The organism is Gemmatimonadota bacterium, assembly GCA_016704275.1.
GTDB lineage: Bacteria > Gemmatimonadota > Gemmatimonadetes > Gemmatimonadales > GWC2-71-9 > Palsa-1233.
In genome coordinates this window covers 545,541-565,635 of the sequence record JADJAK010000001.1, presented here as the reverse complement: position 1 = coordinate 565,635, position 20,095 = coordinate 545,541, and the positions used below count along the sequence as shown (strand labels likewise).

At 69.0% G+C, this 20,095-nt stretch carries 18 protein-coding genes; 10 read left to right on the top strand and 8 right to left on the bottom strand.

Annotated features, from left to right (window positions below):
- From IPG05_02665 to IPG05_02655, 3 genes are read left to right on the top strand one after another with little or no spacing between them, the layout of a single operon-like run.
- Positions 1-492, top strand: a complete 492-nt coding sequence (locus IPG05_02665; protein ID MBK6493996.1) for a hypothetical protein — start codon at positions 1-3, stop codon at positions 490-492.
- Positions 489-1,181, top strand: coding sequence for a lipoyl(octanoyl) transferase LipB (lipB, locus tag IPG05_02660; GenBank protein MBK6493995.1), 693 nt, complete (start codon positions 489-491; stop codon positions 1,179-1,181). The genes IPG05_02665 and lipB overlap by 4 nt, the downstream gene beginning before the upstream one ends.
- 55 nt (positions 1,182-1,236) lie before the next feature.
- On the top strand, positions 1,237-1,788 hold the full coding sequence (locus tag IPG05_02655) for a hypothetical protein (protein ID MBK6493994.1): 552 nt from the start codon (positions 1,237-1,239) through the stop codon (positions 1,786-1,788).
- 531 nt (positions 1,789-2,319) lie between these two features.
- On the opposite strand, the gene IPG05_02650 is transcribed toward IPG05_02655, so the two are convergent.
- Genes IPG05_02650 through IPG05_02635 form a run of 4 tightly spaced genes read right to left on the bottom strand, consistent with a single transcriptional unit; the run spans position 2,320 to position 7,424 of the window.
- Positions 2,320-3,687 carry a M20/M25/M40 family metallo-hydrolase gene (locus IPG05_02650; GenBank protein MBK6493993.1) on the bottom strand — a complete coding sequence of 456 codons (1,368 nt, stop codon included), beginning with the start codon at positions 3,685-3,687 and terminating at the stop codon, positions 2,320-2,322.
- 31 nt (positions 3,688-3,718) lie between these two features.
- Entirely contained in the window at positions 3,719-4,855 is a 1,137-nt protein-coding gene (locus IPG05_02645; protein MBK6493992.1) for an aminopeptidase, read from the bottom strand.
- 20 nt (positions 4,856-4,875) lie between these two features.
- Positions 4,876-5,748 carry a hypothetical protein gene (locus tag IPG05_02640; protein ID MBK6493991.1) on the bottom strand — a complete coding sequence of 291 codons (873 nt, stop codon included), beginning with the start codon at positions 5,746-5,748 and terminating at the stop codon, positions 4,876-4,878.
- Entirely contained in the window at positions 5,745-7,424 is a 1,680-nt protein-coding gene (locus IPG05_02635; GenBank protein ID MBK6493990.1) for a hypothetical protein, read from the bottom strand. The genes IPG05_02640 and IPG05_02635 overlap by 4 nt, the downstream gene beginning before the upstream one ends.
- A gap of 52 nt (positions 7,425-7,476) precedes the next feature.
- Here IPG05_02635 and IPG05_02630 point away from each other — a divergent pair, with 52 nt between their 5' ends.
- Genes IPG05_02630 through IPG05_02610 form a run of 5 tightly spaced genes read left to right on the top strand, consistent with a single transcriptional unit; the run spans position 7,477 to position 15,126 of the window.
- Positions 7,477-8,160, top strand: a complete 684-nt coding sequence (locus tag IPG05_02630; protein ID MBK6493989.1) for a bifunctional phosphoribosyl-AMP cyclohydrolase/phosphoribosyl-ATP diphosphatase HisIE — start codon at positions 7,477-7,479, stop codon at positions 8,158-8,160.
- Entirely contained in the window at positions 8,160-11,639 is a 3,480-nt protein-coding gene (dnaE, locus tag IPG05_02625) for a DNA polymerase III subunit alpha (protein MBK6493988.1), read from the top strand. Before IPG05_02630 ends, dnaE begins: the two co-directional genes overlap by 1 nt.
- 6 nt (positions 11,640-11,645) lie before the next feature.
- Positions 11,646-12,608: an acetyl-CoA carboxylase carboxyltransferase subunit alpha gene (locus IPG05_02620; protein MBK6493987.1), complete on the top strand. Its 963-nt coding sequence runs from the start codon at positions 11,646-11,648 to the stop codon at positions 12,606-12,608.
- Positions 12,608-13,624, top strand: coding sequence for a hypothetical protein (locus tag IPG05_02615; GenBank protein ID MBK6493986.1), 1,017 nt, complete (start codon positions 12,608-12,610; stop codon positions 13,622-13,624). The genes IPG05_02620 and IPG05_02615 overlap by 1 nt, the downstream gene beginning before the upstream one ends.
- A complete protein-coding gene (locus tag IPG05_02610) occupies positions 13,621-15,126 on the top strand; it encodes a methionine--tRNA ligase (GenBank protein MBK6493985.1) in 1,506 nt (501 codons plus the stop codon). The genes IPG05_02615 and IPG05_02610 overlap by 4 nt, the downstream gene beginning before the upstream one ends.
- A 70-nt stretch (positions 15,127-15,196) precedes the next feature.
- Here IPG05_02610 and IPG05_02605 read toward each other — a convergent pair whose 3' ends face one another.
- The 3 genes from IPG05_02605 to IPG05_02595 are packed head-to-tail and all read right to left on the bottom strand — an operon-like array spanning position 15,197 to position 17,297.
- Positions 15,197-15,766: a LemA family protein gene (locus tag IPG05_02605; GenBank protein MBK6493984.1), complete on the bottom strand. Its 570-nt coding sequence runs from the start codon at positions 15,764-15,766 to the stop codon at positions 15,197-15,199.
- The gene (locus IPG05_02600) at positions 15,766-16,488 is read right to left on the bottom strand and encodes a nucleotidyltransferase domain-containing protein (GenBank protein ID MBK6493983.1); all 723 of its coding nucleotides are present in this window, start codon (positions 16,486-16,488) and stop codon (positions 15,766-15,768) included. The genes IPG05_02605 and IPG05_02600 overlap by 1 nt, the downstream gene beginning before the upstream one ends.
- A complete protein-coding gene (locus IPG05_02595) occupies positions 16,488-17,297 on the bottom strand; it encodes a TPM domain-containing protein (GenBank protein ID MBK6493982.1) in 810 nt (269 codons plus the stop codon). Before IPG05_02595 ends, IPG05_02600 begins: the two co-directional genes overlap by 1 nt.
- Before the next feature lie 42 nt (positions 17,298-17,339).
- Between IPG05_02595 and IPG05_02590 the strand changes: the two genes are divergently transcribed.
- Entirely contained in the window at positions 17,340-17,966 is a 627-nt protein-coding gene (locus IPG05_02590) for a thioredoxin domain-containing protein (protein MBK6493981.1), read from the top strand.
- Positions 17,967-17,981: 15 nt separating this feature from the next.
- On the opposite strand, the gene IPG05_02585 is transcribed toward IPG05_02590, so the two are convergent.
- Entirely contained in the window at positions 17,982-18,707 is a 726-nt protein-coding gene (locus IPG05_02585) for a CPBP family intramembrane metalloprotease (GenBank protein ID MBK6493980.1), read from the bottom strand.
- A gap of 94 nt (positions 18,708-18,801) precedes the next feature.
- On the opposite strand from IPG05_02585, the gene IPG05_02580 reads away from it, so the two are divergent.
- On the top strand, positions 18,802-20,088 hold the full coding sequence (locus IPG05_02580; GenBank protein ID MBK6493979.1) for a hypothetical protein: 1,287 nt from the start codon (positions 18,802-18,804) through the stop codon (positions 20,086-20,088).
- Positions 20,089-20,095 lie beyond the last annotated feature (7 nt).

Sequence of the window (20,095 nt, the reverse complement as noted above, 5' to 3'; positions counted from 1 at the left end):
ATGATCGATCATCGGTCGCGTCTGGGCGACCGTATGGGAAATCTTCCTCCCGCCTCTCCCAATCCCTTCGGCGCCGACGCGCCGACCGAGGATCGTGTCGGCCTCGCGATGGCGGCGGTCGGTGCGGCTGCGGCCGCGGCGGTGGCCTGGTTTGCCGTCCTGACCTTCCTCGTCGCCCGGATGCGCGATCCGACCGTCACCAGTGCCGCCACGGTCGACCCGAACGCAGGCTACGTGAACCTCTTTCTCGTCGGGATTCCGATCGGCCTGCTGGTCGCCGGCCTGGTGGGATGGATGTTGATGGCCCCCATCCATTCCAACTTCCGTCGGGGTGGGCTCGCCATCGTCGGTGCCCTCGCGGGGACCTGCCTCGCGATGATGCTGACCTTCACCGCCCACGCCGCACTCGGCAGCGGGGCGCTGGCAGCGCTGGCGGTCCTGGCCCTGGTGGTGGCGCTCCGGCTCGGAGGCCGTGCGCGCCGGGCGGCATGAGCACGCCCCCGCTCGAGGTCGTCGACCTCGGCCGCCGTCCCTACCTCGACACCCTCGAACTCCAGCGCGCCCTCCGGTTGCGCCGAGTCGACGGGTCACTTCCCCACGACATCCTGCTCCTCGTGGAACACGACCCGGTCTACACGCTGGGCCGCGGCACCGAGGCCACCTCGCTCCCCCTCCCGTTGTCCGCGCTGGAGGCTCGGGGCGCCACCGTGGTGGAGGTCGAACGTGGCGGCGACGTCACCTGGCACGGCCCCGGCCAGCTCGTCGGCTACCCGATCCTCCACCTCTCGGCCCACCGCGAAGACCTCCATTGGTACCTGCGGACCCTCGAGGGCGCCCTGATCGAAGCGCTGGCGCAGTTCGAGATTCCGGCCGAGCGAGTCGCGGGGAAGACCGGGGTCTGGACCCGCGGTCGCAAGATCGCGAGCCTGGGGATTCACGTGAAGCAATGGGTGACGCTGCATGGCTTTGCGCTGAACGTCGACCCCGAATTGGCGTGGTTCGACGCGATCGTCCCGTGCGGCCTGCCGGGGGTCACCATGACCTCCGTGGCGAAGGAAATCGGCGGGGCATCGCCGACGCTCGCGGCCGAGGTCCGCGCGGTGGTCGTGGCCTCCATGGCGACGGCGTTCGGCCTGCGCGCGAGGCCCCGGCCCCTTGCCGATTTGCTCCCGCCGGGGTAGTCCGAGCCTGAGGTGCGGGGTTGAAATCGGGGCCACGACGGGCTTCCCTTCAGCCATGGCTGACCCGATGGACTCGACTCGCATTGCCGCCACGGCCGACGAACGGATCGCCGCGATTCTTCGCGCCGCGAGCTCGTGGGCGACCGAGGCACCCCCGGCGCTGACCCCGGCGATCAAGGCCGTCTGCATCCGTCTAGCGGAGATGGTGGCCGATCAGCGCCACTACCTCGCCCCGTTGCCGGAACCCCAGGAGTCCGAGCGCCGCGCCGTGCTGACCCTGGTCGCCGAGCAGCTCCGTCGCGGGCCGGTCGCCCAGGAGCTGCGGACCCACCTCGATGCACTGGCTGAACTGGAGCTGCGGGCCACCGGCTCGTGGTCGCTGGTGGCGAGCGCGCAGACCGAATGGGTCGAGCGGGCGATCGAGTATCTCGATCGCGCCTGTCGTGCGATCCCGGCCGAGGAACGCCCCGACCAGTATTGGGCCGACGATGTCGTCGCCGGGATCATTGCATCCGTGAAGGGGATCATCGGCGCCGACGATTTGCACGCGCGGATCGAGGCGCAGTACGCCGGCCAGGGTCGGCCGCCGGTGAAGCGCGACGACTGAGCCACCCCCGCGCTCGAGCCCAGCTGCCCCGGATGATCGGACCGGCCACGGCGGCCGCGCGAGTCGCCCCCGGCACCCCGCCCGCCGGCGCCCCCCCCCCCCCCCCCCCCCCCCCCCCCCCCCCCCCCCCCCCCCCCCCCCCCCCCCCCCCCCCCCCCTGGTCGCCGCCCCTGAAGGGGACCCTTTTCCCGAGGGTGCGTGACCCGCTCGGGGTCGTGGGAGATCCCGCGCGCCCCGCCCGCGGCCAAAAACCCCCCCCCCCCCCCCCCCGGCGCCCGCCACGCCCCCGTGCGCGCCCCACCCGCGACACGACTGTCGCCGTTGATCCGGCCGGATCGCAGCCCCAGCGGGCGGCGCGCCCCGGCCCCCCCCCCCCCCCCCCCCCCCCCCCCCCCCCCCCCCCCCCGTAGCCCCTACCTGCACTCCGCGGAACCGGGGCCCGTCCGGCGATCGCCCCCCCCCCCAGGGCGGCCATCTCAGCCCGCTGACGCCCGCCATTTCACCGCCGAGGAGCCACGAAGGCCGGAACGCTTACCCGCGTTCCGCCCCCATCAATTCGAAGAAGCGCCCGAACACCTGAATCCCCTCCCACAGCTGTTGCAGGTCCACCTTCTCGTTCGGCGAGTGCAGGCCGTCGTCGGGCAGACCGATGCCGGTGAGCAGCACCGGGGCGCCCCCCGCCGCGAGCTCCGGCACGATCGGAATCGACCCGCCCGCCCGCACCGCGACGGTCGGCCGTCCGACGACTTCCTCGAAGGCGCGGTCGAGCGTCCGGAACGCCGCGTGGGAGACGTCCACCTGCACCGGGTCGCCACCGTGGTGAAGTCGCAGGGTCCATTCGGCGTAGTCGGGCGCCACCTTCGCGATCGCCTTCTGCAACTGCTGCTGCACCCACTCCACCGACAGCCCGGGCACCAGGCGCAGCGAGATCTTTGCAGTGGCAGCGGCGGGGATCACCGTCTTCGCCCCCTCGCCCACAAACCCGCCACGAATGCCGTGGATCTCGAACGTCGGCAGTGCCCAGGTCCGCTCGAAGACCGAGCAGTCCTCGAGCCCCGTCAGGGACTTCGCTGTCACCTCGTCCGCGAGATACGCCGCCTCGTCGAACGGCAGGGAATTCCAGCCACGACGTTCCGCCTTGGTTGGTGGAATCACCTGCTTGTAGAGCTTGGGAATGTGAATCTTCCCGGAGGCCGACTTCAGGTCGGTGAGGATCCGGCAGAGCGTCTCGATCGCATTGGGCGCCACGCCGCCATACGAGCCGGAGTGCAGGTCCCGCTGCAGCGTGCGCACCTCCAGCTCGGCGTAGCAGAGGCCGCGCAAGGCGGTGTAGACGGCCGGCCAGCCCTTGGCATAGTAGGACATGTCGCACACCAGCACCGCATCGACCTTCGTCCGCTCCGGCTCGGCCTTGAGGAGATCGAAGACGACTCGTCCCCCGCACTCCTCCTCGCCCTCGAACAGGAAGTGGACATTGAGCGGTGGATTGCCATCGGCATCGCGGACCGCTTCGTATGCCTTCAGCAGGCAGAAGACCTGGCCCTTGTCGTCGATCGCGCCACGCGCGTAGAGCCGGCCATCCCGGATGGACGGCACGAACGGCGGCGTGTGCCATTCGTCGAGGGGATCGGGGGGCTGCACGTCATAGTGGCCGTAGATCAGCAGGGTCGGCGCGCCCTCGACCTTGGGGCTCTCACCCCAGACCACCGGGTGACCGTCGCCCTCGATCAACTGCACCGTCGGACAGCCGAGGCGGAAGAGTTGGTCCACCAGCCACTGGGCGGCGCGGCGACAATCGGCAACGTGCGCCGTCCCGGTGCTGATACTTGGAATGGCAAGGAACTCGGTGAGCTCGGCGAGCAGACGAGGCTCTTCGCGGCGGACGAAATCGTGATCCATCGGGACGGCTCCAGCAGGGTGGTTCGTGAAGTTAGCGAGACGGTGCCGACGGTGGCGGCTGGCTCGCGGTCGAATCGGGCACCAGTGGCGGCAAGGGTGCCCGCGCACCGCGTTGCGCCTGGATCAGGCGCTTGAGCCGCTGGAAGGCCTGATCACCTTCGGAGTCCTCAAGCAGCCGCTCGAGGCCCAGCACGGCTCGCGTCAGGTCGCCGCCCTGGGACTCCAGCCAATCGTCGAAAAGGTGCAGGTCGGAGCGATACAGGCGCGTGCCGAGGAGGGCCGCATTGTTGATCGGGCGCTCGGCGAGGCGATCGACGGCGAAGGTCCGGAAGGAACTGCCGAACGGGCCGGCCATCGTGTCGCGTGCCCACTGCGCCACGGCGGTGCGACCACTGTCGTTGGCCTCGCGCGGCAACTTCTTGGCGTACAATGAATCGAGCTTGGCGAGCAGGACGGTGTAGTACTCGCCCAGCGCCTTCTCGTCGTGCCAACGATCCGCCGCGCGCAGCGCCGACAGGGTATCGGCCCGCGACAGGAAGAAGCGCTGGGCGGCGGCGTATCCGACCCACTGGGCGAAGCTCTCGTTGAAGGCCGTGTTTCCCTTCACCCACAACGAGTTGTGCGCGATCTCATGAAAGACCAGCGAGGCCAGTTCGACGGAATCGCGGCTGAGCGCCGTCGACAGGAGCGGATCGTTGAACCAGCCGAGTGTCGAGAAGGCCGCGGAGGGGCGCAGGTAGACGTCGTGTCCCTGATCCGCGAAGCCCTTGGCCGCCTTGCGCGCGGCCGCGAAATCGAAGAAGCCCTTGTACGGCACCCGCCCCGCCACCGGATAGCGCCACGTGACCGGACAGAGACAGTCCTTGGGTGACGCGGTCAGCACCAGCAACAGCGTGTCGCGGCCGACGTCGGCGTAGGTCGTGTAGGTCTCCTTCGCATCCAACCCCAGCGCGCGGGCATAGTTGCGCACCTCGATGACGAGGCCCGCCATCTCGCGCAGCGAATCGGGGACCTGCGGGTCCTTGGCCAGTTTGATGATCGGCACCCGCGACACCAGGATGCGGGTCTCCTCGATCCCGGCGCGGCTGAGGTAGCGCACCTCCTCGGACGCGACATAGGCCGTGCCGAAGCCGAAGAGCAGTGCGGCCGCCGTGATGAGCAATCCCATCCTGAAGCGTCTCCTTCCCGTCATGGGGTCCACCGCGCGCCGACGAGGTGCACGCTGCGGCCGATGGCGCTGCGCCGCTGATAGGCATAGTCGAGTCTGGCGCGGGAGAGGACAACGGACCCGCCGTAGGACGTCTTGCCCACGCCGCTGCCGGTCGGCTGCCCGCCGTTGCCGATTCGCCCGATCAGCCCGATGCCGCGAACGACCACGCCCGCTTCGAGGCCGATCACGGTGCGACGCGGGGTCCCGGCCGTCCAGTCGCTCTCGATGGTCGCCAGGAGTCGGCCGTTGGAGTAGGTGTCGATCAAGTTCATCGAAAAGCCAAGATGCGTGCTCGCAGGAAGTTCCAGCCGCTCACCGCTCAGCGCGTAGCGGCCGAGGTTGTGGAACGAAACGGCCAGCGCCGCGATGTCGAAGAAGGCAAGCGTCACTCCGGCATCCGACGTCAGCGTGCGGAAGATGGTTCCAGTGGAATCCTCGACGGAGACGTACTTCGCCGACGTACCGAGCGCGATGCCCTTCACGCGGTAGACCGCCGCCGCCACCCAGGAGAGGTTGTCGACCACGGGACGGTCGCCCTGGTAGCGCAGGTAGCGGAGTCCGCCGCCGAAGTTGAAGTCACCCGCCCGAACGGCCGCGGCACCGGTCGTGTAGGTGGATTGATCGGGCAACTTGGCGTAGGCGGCCTCGAGCGAGAGCACCTTGATCGGTCCGATGTTGGCCGGATTGTCGAAGACGCCGGCGGCGTAGCCGGGCATCGCCACCCCGGCCCCGGCGAGCCCGGCCACCCGGACGGAGGCGGCCAGATCGGGCAGCGCCGGACGCGGCGGCAGCTGAGCTGCCAGCAGCGTCGGCGCGAGCGCGAGCACGAGCTGCCCCACCGTGCGCCTCACCGGATGCGCACCACCGCGAAGCGCGGTTCGGCCGTACTCGACGGGGCGCCATTGCCGTTGCTGCCGGTGAGCTGCACGGTCACACCGGCCGCCCCCGCCGCCAACCGGTACCGGACGTGACGCCCGCTGCCGCCCCGCAGTGTCCCGGTGCGGCTGTAGCTCCCGGCCGTGGAGTCGGGTGTCAGCGGGTACGGCTTGGCGAAGAGCGTCGGGAAATTGGCCTGATAGAGAGACCGGAAATTCCAGGTGCGGTAGCGTAGCCGCCCGACCTGCGCGAAGCCCGGGAGATTCTCGAGATAGTTGGCCAGTTGCCACTCGCCGACCAGGGTCGGAAAGTCGACGCCAGCCACGGCGCTGACGTTGGTGGCGCCATCTCGCGTGGACTGCACCAGCCCCCGCGTCACCTGCGTCCCGAGCAACGTGTCGCTGCTGAAGTGGTCGGCCAACCAGCGCACGAAGAGCCACGAGGCACCGCGATACGCCAGCGGGCCGCTGTTGTTGCCCGGGGTCACGAGCGCGGTCGCCTCGGGGTCCGACAGATAGCTGTACGCGTTGTCGATGTCGCCCGAGGAGAACTGGGCAAAGCAGCTCGCCGAATTCGGGCAGCGCGCGTCGGGCACGCCACGATAGCCGAGCTCCTCGGCGAAGTGGGAGAGCCCCTCGTTCAGCCAGAGATCCTCCTGGCCCGCGCCGCGCACGAGGACCCGCTGGTTGAACGAGATCATGTGCTGCAGTTCGTGAATGAGCACCGGTGGCAAGGCGCGCAGCGCAATGCTGCGGGTGACGGCAGGACAGCTCGTCGTCGCCGCCTTCGGTGCGAAGGCGTAAAAGACCTCGCGGCGATTGCTGCCGGCGAGCGACGCAATCAGGTCGGCACCATAGAAGTAGCCGATGATCCGCCCATTCGCGCAGTCGCTCGTGAGGTCGTTGACGGCGGCCGAGATCAGGATCGCCACGCGCTGGTCGCCATCGATGTCCGACTCGCGACCGAAGGCGGTGGTATCAATCGGAAAGAGGTAATCGTCGAAGAGCGTGCCGAGCTGGGTGATGTCCGACTCGGTCAGCGACTCGGCCGTGACCGGATTGGCATCGTCGGTGTAGATGGCGCCCTGACGACCCACGAAGCGCACCGTGGCGCCGACCCGATCGAACGCGGCACAGCTGCTGGTCCGGCAGACGTAGAACGAATCGCGTTGCCCGACGATCGGGATCGAGGCCATCGGGGGGCTCCCGCCCCACGAATTCCCGAGCCGGGTGGCCGGGTCGGCCGCGATCCGGGCCTCTGCGCGGCGGAGGTTCCGGTGGAAGGCGTCGGCTCCCTCGGCCGAGCGCCCGAAGGAGGCCACCGGGGCGGGCAGGCCGTCCAGCAGGGCGCTCCCGCCGCCGGTGGCGCCTGACGCGAGGGCATAACTGGTCGAGATGCCACTGGTGGTTTCGGTGCCGGCCCCAGAATAGGCCACCACGAGGTACTCGCGGGCCTCGCCGCCACCGGGGAGGGAGAGGCAGTTGCTGGTCCGTGCCGCATCGATGAGCACCTGGGCGCCCGGCTCAAGGACCACCGGCGTCGGGGTGGTGCAGGTGACCGTTACCGGGCCTGGGCCGGTGCCGGACCCACCACACGCGGCCAGCGCGAGCAGGGTGAGCGTGGACGGCCACATCGTGCGGGAAGCGGGCATGCGCGGTTGGCTCCGTGGGCGCAGGAAAACTGACCTAAGCGTAAGCAGGACAATGACTTTTGACAATCGGGCGGTGTCGGGATACGATTCCCGGGTGACAGACGCTCCGGCCCTCGATGCCGTCCGGTTTGATACCGCCGGCTTGGTGCCCGTGGTGGCGCAGGATGCCCTTTCCGGCAACCTCCTGATGCTCGCCTGGGCCGATCGCGCCGCCCTCGAGGCGACGCTGTCGACGGGTCATGCCCACTACTGGAGCCGCTCGCGTCAGGCGCTCTGGAAGAAGGGCGAACAGTCCGGTCACACCCAGCAGGTGGTCGAGGTGCGTCTGGACTGCGACGCGGACGCCATTCTCTACCGCGTCACACAAAAGGGTCCCGCCTGCCATACCGAGCGTCCGACTTGCTTCTTCCGGCGGATCACGACGGACGGGCAGCTCGTCGATGAGGACGATCAGGGGGGTCATTTGTTGACCCGCCTGGCGCGAATGATCGCCGATCGCCACGCCACCCGGCCACCGGAATCGTACACCGCCACGCTCTTCGAACGCGGGCTCCCCAAGATCGCCCAGAAGGTCGGCGAGGAAGGGGTCGAGACGGTCATTGCGGCGTTGTCCGAAAGCGATGAGCGGCTCGCCAGTGAATCGGCTGACCTGCTCTTCCACCTCATGGTCCTGCTGCAGGCGCGTGGCGTGCCCTTCGGGGCCGTGTTGGCCGAACTCAGCCAGCGGGTGCGCTGATGGCCTTCGTCCACCTCCATACCCACAGCGAATACTCGCTGCTCGACGGTGCCAATCGCATCCCCGAGCTGGTGAGTCACGTCAAGAAGTTGGGGATGGACTCGCTCGCCGTCACCGACCACGGCAACCTGCACGCGGCGTGGAGCTTCTACGACCAGGCGAAGAAGCAGGGGATCCGGCCAATTCTCGGCTTCGAGGCCTATCTCGCCTTCGGTCCGCGACAGGCGCGCGAGAAGCCCTCGTGGGCCCCGGCGCAGTACTCGCACCTCGTCCTCCTCGCCCGCAACGCCGTCGGCTACAAGAACCTGATCAAGCTCTCCTCGATCGGTTACACCGAGGGCTTCTATCGGCGTCCCCGCATCGACAAGGAGATCCTCGCGTCACACAGCGAGGGAATCGTCTGCCTCGCGGCGTGCCTCTCGGGTGAAGTCGCGCTGTACCTGCGCCAGGGACGCTTCGACAAGGCGCGCGAGTCGGCGGTCTGGATGGCGGAGACCTTCGGCAAGGATGGCTTCTATCTCGAGATCCAGGATCACGGCATCCCGGAGGAACTCGAGGTCGCCAAGGGGATGATCGCCCTCGGCAAGGAGCTGGGCCTCCCGGTCGTGGCGACCAACGACGCCCACTATCTCACGCGGGACGATGCCGAGGCGCACGACGTCCTGCTGGCCATCGGCACCGGCGCCGATCTCGACGACCCGAAGCGCTTCCGCTTCACCGGCAGCGAGTCGTACGTCAAGAGCGAAGCCGAGATGCGGACGCTCTTCCCCGACCAGATCGACGCCATCGAGCGGACGCAGGACGTCGCCAACCTCTGCGAGTTCGACTTCGAGAAGCGCTACTTCGTGCCGAAGTATCCGCTGCCCGAGGGCGTCACCTCCGACGAGACGCTGCTCGCCACACTCGCCACCACGGGCCTTGAAGCGCGCTACGCCAAGCCGCTGCCTGACGCGGTGCAGCAGCGACTCGACTTCGAGCTCGGCGTGATCAACACGGCGGGCTACGCCGGCTACTTCCTGATCACGCAGGACTTCATCAACGCCGCGCGGGCGCGGGGCATTCCCGTCGGTCCCGGCCGCGGGTCGGCCGCGGGCTCGATCGTCGCCTATGGCCTCGGCATCACCAACGTCGACCCGCTCCGCTTCGACCTGCTGTTCGAGCGCTTCCTCAATCCGGAGCGCGTGTCGATGCCCGACATCGACGTCGACTTCTGTTTCGAGCGGCGTGGCGAGGTGATCGAGTACGTGCGCGAGCGCTATGGGCGCGATTCGGTGGGGCAGATCATCACCTTCGGGACGATGAAGGCGCGGGCCGCGGTGAAGGACGTCGCGCGGACCCTGAAGATCCCGCCGGGCGAGGCCGACAAGCTCACCAAGCTGATCCCCTCGGGGCCGGCCTTCTCGATGACGGTGGCGGAAGCCGGCGAGAAGATCGACGAGCTGAAGGCGATGCTGAAGGAGAGCGAGGCCTACCGCCGCGTCTTCACCTACGCCTCGCGGATCGAGGGGCTCAGTCGCCACGCCTCGGTGCACGCCGCCGGCGTGGTGATCGCCCCGGGGCCGCTCGCCGACTATGTGCCGGTCTGCACGGCGCCGACCAAGGGTGCCGGTGCCGCCGCGAACGGCGAAGACTCGATCATCTGCCAGTACGAGATGGGCGCGCTCGAAAAGGTCGGGATGCTCAAGATGGACATCCTCGGCCTCAAGACGCTGACGGTGATTCACGACGCAGTGCAGATGATCGTGGCGAAGACCGGCACGCCGCTCGACATCGACGCGCTCCCGTACGACGACCCCGAGGTCTATGCGCTGCTGCGTCGGGGACGCACGGCGGGCGTCTTCCAGTTCGAATCGGCCCTCGCGACGGACACGCTGCGCAGCATGAAGTGCGACCGCTTCGACGACCTCGTCGCCTCGAACGCCTTGCTGCGCCCGGGTCCGCTCGACGCCGGCATGCACACCGTCTTCATCAAGCGGAAGCTGGGCCACGAGCCGGTCACCTACCCGCATCCCTCGCTGGTCGAGGTGCTGGAGCCGACCTACGGCGTCATCACCTATCAGGAACAGGTGATGCGGATCGCCAACGTGATCGCCGGATTCACGCTGGCCGAAGCCGACGTCCTCCGGAAGGCCGTCGGCAAGAAGGACGCGGAGCTGATCAAGAAGGAGCTGGGGAAGTTCATCACGCGCGGCACGGCCCTCGGCCACGAGCGCGGCCTGCTCGACGAACTCGCGGCGCAGATCGAGACCTTCGGCCGGTACGGCTTCAACAAGTCGCACTCGGTCGCCTACTCGGTCCTCTCCTACCAGACCGCCTGGCTCAAGACGCACCATCCTGCCGAGTTCATGGCGGCGCTGCTCTCGAGTGAAATCGGCAGCACCGACAAGGTCGTCCAGTACATCAACGAGGCCCGCGAGCTCGGCATCGAAGTGCTGCCGCCCGACGTGCACGAGTCGGGCTTCAAGTTCACGGTCATCGGCGATCGTCGCATCCGCTTCGGGCTCGGGGCCGTGCGCAACGTTGGCGCGGGGGCGATCGAGTCGATCATCGCCGCGCGCCAGCAGGGCCGCTTCACGTCCCTCGCGAATTTTGCCCGACGCATCGACGCGCGACTCTGCAACAAGCGGGTCTTCGAATCGCTGATCGCGGCCGGGGCCTGCGACTCGCTCGGTGGGCATCGCGCCCAACTCGTCGCAGCGGTGGACCAGGCGATCGGCGAGGCGCAGCTGCTCGCGCAGGAACTCGAGGCGGGGCAGGAATCGCTCTTCGGCGAAGTCGTCAAGACGACCCCGGTCGAGCCGACGCTCCCCGACGTGCCGCTGTGGACCGAGGCGGACCGCCTCGCGAAGGAGAAGGAGATCCTCGGCTTCTTCATCTCCGGGCATCCGCTCGAGCGCTACCGTCCGTTGGTGGAGCTGTTCGGCACGCGGACGACCGCCACGATGGGGAGCTGGAGCGAGCACCAGGTCGCGGTCGCGGGGGTGCTCACGGCGGTCAAGCGGCAGATTTCCAAGAAGACCGGGAAGGAGTACGCCCGGGTGACGGTCGAGGACTTCCACGGCACCGCCGAGGCGATCGTCTTCCCCGATGCCTGGGCCAAGCTCAACCAGGTGATCCGGGTCGACGAGGCGATGCTGCTCAGCGGCGGCTATTCGGCCCGTGACCGAGGCGAGGACCAGGTCCCCTTCATCGTGGAGGGGGCCCGGCCGCTGGCGGAACTCGAGAGCGCCGGGTTGCTCGGGATCGCGATCCAGTGGGCCGCCCCGGATGCCCCCGCCCCCGAGACGATCCGGACCCTGGCCCGCCTCTGCATGGCCCACCCTGGGCCGGCGCCGCTCTATATTCAATGGTCCGACGGGAACGGTACGGCCGCGCGCCTCCGCTCCCGACGCCTGCGGGTGGAACCGCGCGAGGAGACTCTGCGCGACCTGCGGGACCTCTTTGGCGGCGACGCCGTTTCCTTCATCCGCGCGGGGTAAGGCAGGATGGCGACCAGCTACACCCTCGAATTCGAGAAGCCCCTCGCGGAGCTCGAGAAGCAGATCGACGAGCTGAAGCGCGTGGGCAGCGAGCGCGAAATCGACGTCCTCGGCGAGCTCACGACGCTCGAGGAGAAGCTCGACGCGAAGCGCGCCGAGATCTATGCCGGCCTCACGCCGATGCAGCGCGTGCTGGTGGCACGGCATGCCCGGCGGCCGTATACCCTCGACTACCTCTCGTCGATCTTCACCGACTTCATCGAGCTCCACGGCGACCGGCTCTTCCGCGACGATCCTGCGATCGTCGGCGGCTGGGCCCGGCTCGCCGGCCAGTCGGTGATGGTGATCGGCCACCAGAAGGGACGCGACACCAAGGAGAACATCAAGCGCAACTTCGGGATGCCGCATCCCGAGGGCTACCGGAAGGCGCTGCGGCTGATGCAGATCGCTGCACGCTTCCATGCGCCGGTCATCACGCTGATCGACACGCCGGGGGCCTACCCCGGTCTGGGCGCGGAAGAGCGCGGCCAGTCCGAGGCGCTTGCGCGCAACATCCTCGAGATGTCGATCCTGCCGACGCCGATCATCACGGTGGTCATCGGCGAGGGCGGGTCGGGTGGTGCGCTGGCGCTGGGCGTCGCCGATCGGATCCTGATGTTCGAGAACTCCGTCTACTCGGTGATCTCTCCCGAGGGCTGCGCGGCGATCCTCTGGAAGGATGCCTCGCAGCGCGAGCGCGCCGCCGAGGCGCTCAAGCTCACGTCGGACGACTTGCTCCGCCTTGGCCTGGTCGACGAGATCATCCCCGAGCCGGTGGGCGGGGCGCACTTCGATCCCGACGCGGCCGGTGAATCGCTGCGCGCGGCGTTGATCCGCCAGATGACCGAGCTGCGCAAGCTGAAGGCCGACAAGCTCATCAAGCGTCGCCACGACAAGTTCGCGGCGATGGGGGCGTACGCGGACGCCTGATGCCGCAAACTGTCGAAGTCCGCTTCAAGGGCAACCGCCGCGACTTCTTTGACTGGTCCGATGACGCCGCGCCACTGCGGCTCAACGAACCGGTTGTGGTGGCGGTGGAGCGCGGCTTCGACCTGGGCCGCGTCAACACCGTCGGAGAGGCGGCGCTGGCCAAGTGCGGCGGTTGCACCAGCTGCGGCACCGACGCCCCGGCCCCCGATGCGATCGCCGCACCAAGCGATGCTGCTGCGGAGCCGGTGGCGGCCGCGCCGGGCGTCCGTGCGGCGGTCGTGCGGCGTGCGTCCCCCGCCGACGTACTGCAGCACGAGGAGTTGCGACGAGGCGAGGAAGAGGCACGGCGTGCCGTGATCGCGCGCGCCGCCGCTCACGACCTCCCGATGCGGATCTCCGACACCGAGTGGCAGTGGGACCGGAATCGGCTCACCATCTACTTCACGGCCGACAAGCGGGTGGACTTCCGGACCCTGGTCCGCGAGCTCGCCACCAGCTTCCGGACCCGGATTGACCTGCGACAGATCGGCGTGCGCGAGGAGGCGGCGCGCCTCGGCGGCGTCGGTCGCTGCGGACGCGAGCTCTGCTGCAGCACCTGGTTGACCGAGCCGGGCCCGGTGAATCTCGCCCTGGCAAAGGATCAGCGACTCTCGCTCAACCCCGCGCAGATCTCCGGTGGTTGCGGGCGACTGCTTTGCTGCCTCAAGTACGAGCATGAGTTCTATCTGACCGCGCGGAAGCGCTTCCCGAAGGAAGGGAAGCTGATTCAGACATCGCGCGGGGCAGAAAAGGTGGTGGCGGTCGACATCCTCCGTGAGCGGGTCTTCCTGCGCAGTGACGAGCATGGCCCGCGCGTGATCGGCCTGCTCGAGTTGCGCGATGAGGTCGAGCAGGCCCCGGCGGCAACCACCGCGCCGACGCCGGCCCCCGAAGCCGCCGCACCGCCGACCCGCCGCCCGCCTGGCGCACCCCGCCGCCCGCAACGCGGCGGCCCCCCCGACGGGAGTTCGGCGTGAAGCCCTGGTACATCACCACCGCCATCGACTACGCCAACGGCGACCCGCATCTGGGCCACGCCCTCGAGAAGATCGGCGCCGACGCCATTGCCCGCTGGCATCGCCTGCAGGGGCAGCCGGTGCGTTTCCTGATGGGGATGGACGAGCACGGCCAGAAAGTCTTTCAGTCGGCGCAGGCCGCGGGGATGTCTCCACAGGCCTGGGTTGACGGCATCTCGAGGCACTTCGAGCAGACCTGGCTCAGCCTCCACTGCGCCCACGACGACTGGATGCGTACCACCGAGCCGCGCCACGCCGCCGGGGTGCAGGCACTGCTCGAACGGATCCGCGAGCGGCACCCGGAGGATCTCTTCGTCGGTGAGTACGAGGGGCTGTATTGCGTCGGCTGCGAGGAGTTCAAGCAGGAAGGGCAACTCGTCGACGGTCGGTGTCCCGAGCATCCGTCGCGCGACCTCGTGCGCACCAAGGAGAAGAACACCTTCTTCCGCCTCTCGGCGTATCGCGACCGCGTCCTCGCGCTCGTCGAGGCCAACGAGGCCTTTCGGGTCGAGCCGCAGATCCGTCGCAACGAAATCCTCAGCACGCTGCGCGAGGGATTGCAGGACATCTCGATCTCGCGCGCGCGGTTGCCATGGGGCATTCCGTTCCCCGGCACCGACGACGAGACCGTCTACGTCTGGTTCGACGCGCTCATCAACTACCTGAGCGCGACGGGCTATCCGAACGACGGCTGGGACGCCATCTGGCCGGCCGATCTCCACGTCGTCTGCAAGGGGATCACCCGCTTCCACTGCATCATCTGGCCGGCGATGCTGCTGGCCGCCGACCTGCCGCTGCCGACGGCGATCTGGGCCCACGGCTACGTGCAGTGGGGCGGCGCCAAGGTGAGCAAGTCGGAGGGGAGTTCGGTGACGATCGCGGAAGCGGCCGAGCGGCACGGCGCCGACGCGCTCCGCTGGTTCCTGCTGCGCGAGGTCGGCTTCGAGCACGACGGCGACTTCACGTTCGAGCGGTTCGACGCCGTCTACGAGAGCGAGCTCGCCAATGGCCTCGGCAACCTGGCCTCACGCGTGCTCGCGATGGTCGAGAAGTACCGGGATGGCGTCGTCCCGTCGGCGGAGCCAGCAACTCTCGCAGAGGCAGGCAGCGAGGCACTCGCGCGCTACGAGACGGCAATGGAGGCGCAGGGACTCAAGGGGGCGGCCGAGGCGATCAACGAACTCGTGAGCGAGGGCAATCGGTACATCGTGGTCCACGCACCATGGACGCTCGCCAAGGAGGGGAAGGACGCCGAGCTCGACACGGCCCTCTGCGAGCTCGTGTCGTGTCTCTATCGTCTCTCCGTGATGCTGTTCCCCTTCATGCCCGAGAAGGCCACCGCCCTCTGGACGGCACTCGGCCAGGACGGCACGCCTGACGCCGCCTGGGCAAACGCCAAACGCCCCGCGATGGGCGGGGCGTCGGTGCGGAAGCCGGAAAATCTCTTTCAGAGAAAGTCGTAAGTCATATGTCATAGGTCGTAGGTCCTGTGGCGACTGACCTACGACTTACGACCTACGACTTACGACCCCTTCAGAACTTCACCGCCGGCGCATCCTTCGCACCCGGCGTCGTGACCTCGAAGTACTCGCGCGCCTTCCCCAAGCCGAACATCTTCGCCGTCAGGTTGGTCGGAAACTTCCGCGTCGTGGTGTTGAACTGCTCCACGGCGGTGTTGTAGTCCGTCCGCGCGACCGCGATCCGGTTCTCCGTCCCCTCGAGCTGATCCTGCAACTGCAGGAAGTTCGCGTTGCTCTTGAGTTCCGGATACGCCTCCGAGATGGCAATCAAGCGCCCGAGCGGCGCGGTCAGTGCCTGGTTGGCATTGGCCATCTCGCCGAGATTGCCGCCCTGCACCGCGCCGGAGAGCTTGGCGCGCGCCTCGGCGACGGCGATGAACACCGTCGTCTCCTGCGCGGCGACCCCCTTCACGGTGGCCACCAGGTTCGGGATCAGGTCGGCACGGCGCTGCAACTGCACCTCGATCTGTCCCTTGGCCTTGTTCACCTGCTCATCGAGCCCCTGCAGCGAGTTGTACCCGCAGCCGCTGGCGAGGACCGTCACGGCGACGAGGAACGAGGCACTACGAAGCATGCGGCGCATCAAGCATCTCCCTGTGGGTAGTGGTCAATGAACTCAACCGCCCGGTGGACCACCTCAAGATACCGGGCGAACGTGGCGGGGGGGCAGTGCCACTCGGGTTCGGCCCGGTGCCCCGCGATCTCGGTGATCACCGCCGCATCCTCGCCGAGTACGTCGGAGAGACCAGCGATGGTTTCGGCGGCCGTCGCGCTCAGGGGACGCCCGAGCAGTGCACCGGTGCACCGAAACAGCACCAGCAGCTGGCCGACGGAGGCGGTGGCAAAACCACCCAGCGTCACCATCGACTCGCCGAAGCGGACATAGGCCTGGCGCAAGCGCACCAGCTTGCCGCGCAGCTCCGACTCCAGCGCACGACGCAGGTCCGACGGTGCCACGCGGACGCCCGCGAGCGGGTCGGTGCCGTGCAGCACGCGGTAGGCAAGCTGCATGTCGGTCATCTCGATCGGAAAGACATCGACGGAGCGCTGCCATTCCTCGCGACCGATGATCAACGGCGCCGTGTGACCGGCCCGATGCCACTCCGACACCGCCCCGGCGAGCCGGCGCAGTCCAGTCGGCGACGCATCGTCCATCACCAAGAGGAGGTTCACGTCGGAGCGCGTGGCGATCCAGTCGCCCCGCACCACCGAACCGTAGAGCAGCGCGCTGCCTGCCGGCGCATCGTCCGCCTGCAGGCGCGTCACAAGGCGCGCAATATCCGCATCAAGTTGGCCACGATCCATCAGAAGCTCCTCCCGCCGCCGCCGCCGCTGAAACCCCCGCCGCCACCGAAGCCGCCAAAGCCACCACCACCAAAGCCGCCACCCCCGAAGCCACCGCCGCCGAAGCCGCCACCGCCGATGATGAACGGCCCCATCCCGCCTCGGCGATACCTGCCGCCGCGCCCGCCGCCTCGCGTGTTGATGACCAGCCACAACACGATGATGAGCAGCGTCAGGAGGCCGCGGGGGAAGCCGCGTCGCGGCGGCGCTCGGGGCTGCACCAGCGACGTGTCGCTGATGCCCATCGTCCGCGCCACCAGATCGGCGATGGCGACGGTCCCGGCATCGAGCGCCGCACCGTACTGCTGCTCACGGAGCTGGGGGATCAGCGCGTCGAGGAGCTGCCCCGTGCGCGCGTCGGTGAGGATCCCTTCGAGGCCGTTGCCGACCTCGAGCCGAATCTCGCCCCGCTGGTCGCCGGACCGTGGCACCAGCAGGAAGACGGCGCCGGCGTTGCGCGTCTGATCGCCGACCGCGGCCTTCGCCCCGACGCCCCAGGCACGTCCGATGGCGAGCGCCACTTCGGCCGGCTCCCGCCCCCCCAGCGTCGGCAGGGTGACCACCGCCACCTCGGCACCGGTCTGCTGGCGCAGCAGCGTGAGGCGCGACTCAATGCGGGCCAGGCTGGCCGCGTCCAGCACCTTGGCGACATCGGTGACCATCCCGGTCGGTTGTGCCGGGAAGAGTGTTGCCACCCCACCCTGCGCCGCGACCCCGTTCAGGAGACCCAGTTGGAGCACCATCAACGCGCCGATACCTTTCTGCCACATGCCGAAAGATACTCGGCCTTCACCTACCCGACCGGAACTGCCATGGTGCGCCGCCTGCTCCCGTTGTTCCTTCTGCTCGCCCCGGCAGCCGCCGCCGCTCAGCAGGACACGCTGATTGCCCCCCGCGCCAAGGGGTCCGCCACGGCGCCGGTGACCGTCTACGAGATGTCCGATCTGCAGTGCCCGTACTGCCGGCGCTTCGCGACCGAGACCTTCCCGACGATCGAGAAGGAGTACATCAAGACCGGCAAGGTGCGCTGGGTCTATGTGCACTTTCCGCTCACGCAGATCCACCAGAACGCCGCGGCCGCCGCGATCTTCGCCACCTGCGCCATGAAGCAGGGGAAGTTCTGGCCGACCCACGACGCCCTCTACGCGCAACAGGAGAAGTGGGAGAAGCTCGCCGATCCCGCGGCCTTCTTCCTCTCGCTGGCCGGCGGACTCGGCCTGCAGCGGCCCGCCCTGAACGCCTGCCTCGCGAGCCCCGATGCCGCGCGCATCGTGCGCAGCGACGCCGCCGGTGCGATCCGCGCGGGTGCGAAAAGCACGCCGACCTTCTTCATCGAAGGGGGCATCATGGAAGGCGCCTATCCGATCGAGGCCTTCCGTCATGTGCTCGACAGCGTCGTGACCGTGAAGACGGCCAAGCCGGCGAAGGCCGGCAAGTAGTCTGCGCATGGCGCGTCAGCCGAGGGTGACGAAGACGTCGTAGAGCGCGTGCGTCCACGCGGCGATGCCGAAGCCGCGGAGCAGGTAGATGCCGCTGAAGACCAGCCCGGCGAGGAAGCGGAACAGGAACGACGGCAGTTCGAGCGGATCGCCGTAGGCGCCGATGTAGTGAAAGGCCGAAAAGAGCAGGGCCCCCGCCACCGCGGCGACGATCCCCGCGGTGCGCGGCGCCCAGCCGAAGAGGCGCGCCCCGGCCCAGGCCAGCGACCCCACCAGCACCACACGAAAGAGGAGTTCTTCGTAGATCCCCGCGCCGAGGGAGATCATCAGCTGCGTCGGCAGGTCGATCGACGCGCCGGTCTGGCCGATCGCGAGAATGTGCAGCAGCGAGTTCGTGGCCCGGCCCACGATCAGCCCCACCAGCACCGCCAGCACCGAGGACTCCAGCAGCATCCCGCCGAAGTAGGACGCGCGGAGGGGCCCAGGATGGCGGCGCCAGTCACGCCCGATCAGCCAGACGCCGAGGAGCCCCAGCCCCACCTCGAAGGCGAGGACGCCGCGCGCCCCACCCGCAGCGGCGAAGAGCCCCTTGAGGATCACGTCGGCGCCGTTGCGGACGCCACCGGCCGTCGGGTCACTCAGAAACCAGGCCAGCCCCTCATATGCCAGCAGGAGTGGCAATGCGAAGAGGAGCGAGTAGCGCGGGGCGCGACTATCCGTGACGTAGCGCGAGGCAGCCATGATTGAAGCTACACTGGGGGGCATCCGGGGTGTTTCAATCCCGAAACAACCAGGACGGCTTGCCCCGCCTTCCCTTCCCCCGCATCGTTCCGACGTGGCCACCTCCCCGCTCTACCGCGCCCTGGTGCGCGCTGCCGTCCCGCTCGTCCCGATGCTCCTGCGGGATGACCGCCAGCAGCGCGCCCACGCAGGCCGCCGGGGGGCACCCGCGGCGCTGTCGGCCTGGGCACGCCTCCACCGCGACGCCACCCGCCCGCTCGCCTGGTTCCACGCCCCGTCCGTCGGCGAGGGGCTGCAGGCCAGGGCGGTGTTCGAGGCCCTGAGGGCGAGGCGCCCCGACATGCAGTTGCTGTACACCCACTTCTCACCGTCCGCGGAGCGCTTCGCGGCCTCGCTCGCGGTCGACGGCACCAGCTACCTCCCCTATGACCTCGCCGGCGACGTGCGGGCTGCCCTCGACGCCGTCCGCCCCTCGCTGCTGGTCTTCACCAAGCTCGACCTCTGGCCCGAGCTGGCGACCCAGGCCGCGGCGCGGCGCATTCCGGTCGCGATGGTGGCCGCCACGGTGTCCCCGGTGAGCAGTCGGTTGCGGTGGCCGGCCGTCGAGGCGACGCGGAGTGGCTACCAGGTGCTCGATGCCGTGGGGGCAATCACCGCCGCCGACGGTGGCCGCATGGCCGCCCTCGGCGCGCGCCGCGAGTGCATCGAGGTGACCGGTGACCCGCGCATCGATTCGGTCCTCGCCGTGGTGGCCGCGGTCGATCCCGACGATCCGCTGCTCGGACTCGCCGACCCGGCGCAGACCATGGTCGCCGGCAGTACCTGGCCCGCCGACGAGGCGGTGCTGTTGCCTGCCTTCGCGCAATTGCGCACCCGGCATCCCGCCGCGCGCCTCGTGCTGGTTCCGCACGAGCCCACGGCGGAACACCTCGACCGGATTGATGGCGATGCCGCACGGCTCGGCCTGCCCGCCCCGGTCCGGCTCGGCCAGCTCGCCCCGGGGAGCACACCGGCCATCGTGGTGGGCGATCGCGTCGGCATCCTCGCGCGGCTCTACGCCAATGGCCGCATCGCCTACGTCGGCGGCGGCTTCGGCACGTCAGGCATTCACTCCGTGCTCGAGCCCGCCGCGTGGGGCCGGGCCATCGTGATCGGCCCGGCCGACCGTGGTTCGCGTGATGTGGAGTTGCTGCGTGCGGCCGGGCAGATCGACGTGTTGCCGCGCGACTCCGCCATCGACGCCCTGCTCCAGCGCTGGGAGGCGATGCTCGACCATCCCGACGCGACCGCCGCCGATGGGAAACGCAATCGCGCCGCGCTCGAGGGAGAGCGCGGCGCGGCGGAACGAAGTGCGTCGATGTTGGTGCGGCTGCTCGGCTGAAGGACGC

Excerpts from the sequence above, each read along its gene's own strand:
- IPG05_02665 (MBK6493996.1), top strand. The coding sequence starts at position 1 with ATGATCGATCATCGGTCGCGTCTGGGCGACCGTATGGGAAATCTTCCT.
- lipB (MBK6493995.1), top strand. The coding sequence starts at position 489 with ATGAGCACGCCCCCGCTCGAGGTCGTCGACCTCGGCCGCCGTCCCTAC.
- IPG05_02655 (MBK6493994.1), top strand. The coding sequence starts at position 1,237 with ATGGCTGACCCGATGGACTCGACTCGCATTGCCGCCACGGCCGACGAA.
- IPG05_02650 (MBK6493993.1), bottom strand. The coding sequence starts at position 3,687 with ATGGATCACGATTTCGTCCGCCGCGAAGAGCCTCGTCTGCTCGCCGAG.
- IPG05_02645 (MBK6493992.1), bottom strand. The coding sequence starts at position 4,855 with ATGGGATTGCTCATCACGGCGGCCGCACTGCTCTTCGGCTTCGGCACG.
- IPG05_02635 (MBK6493990.1), bottom strand. The coding sequence starts at position 7,424 with ATGCCCGCTTCCCGCACGATGTGGCCGTCCACGCTCACCCTGCTCGCG.
- IPG05_02630 (MBK6493989.1), top strand. The coding sequence starts at position 7,477 with ATGACTTTTGACAATCGGGCGGTGTCGGGATACGATTCCCGGGTGACA.
- dnaE (MBK6493988.1), top strand. The coding sequence starts at position 8,160 with ATGGCCTTCGTCCACCTCCATACCCACAGCGAATACTCGCTGCTCGAC.
- IPG05_02620 (MBK6493987.1), top strand. The coding sequence starts at position 11,646 with ATGGCGACCAGCTACACCCTCGAATTCGAGAAGCCCCTCGCGGAGCTC.
- IPG05_02615 (MBK6493986.1), top strand. The coding sequence starts at position 12,608 with ATGCCGCAAACTGTCGAAGTCCGCTTCAAGGGCAACCGCCGCGACTTC.
- IPG05_02605 (MBK6493984.1), bottom strand. The coding sequence starts at position 15,766 with ATGCGCCGCATGCTTCGTAGTGCCTCGTTCCTCGTCGCCGTGACGGTC.
- IPG05_02600 (MBK6493983.1), bottom strand. The coding sequence starts at position 16,488 with ATGGATCGTGGCCAACTTGATGCGGATATTGCGCGCCTTGTGACGCGC.
- IPG05_02595 (MBK6493982.1), bottom strand. The coding sequence starts at position 17,297 with ATGTGGCAGAAAGGTATCGGCGCGTTGATGGTGCTCCAACTGGGTCTC.
- IPG05_02590 (MBK6493981.1), top strand. The coding sequence starts at position 17,340 with ATGGTGCGCCGCCTGCTCCCGTTGTTCCTTCTGCTCGCCCCGGCAGCC.
- IPG05_02585 (MBK6493980.1), bottom strand. The coding sequence starts at position 18,707 with ATGGCTGCCTCGCGCTACGTCACGGATAGTCGCGCCCCGCGCTACTCG.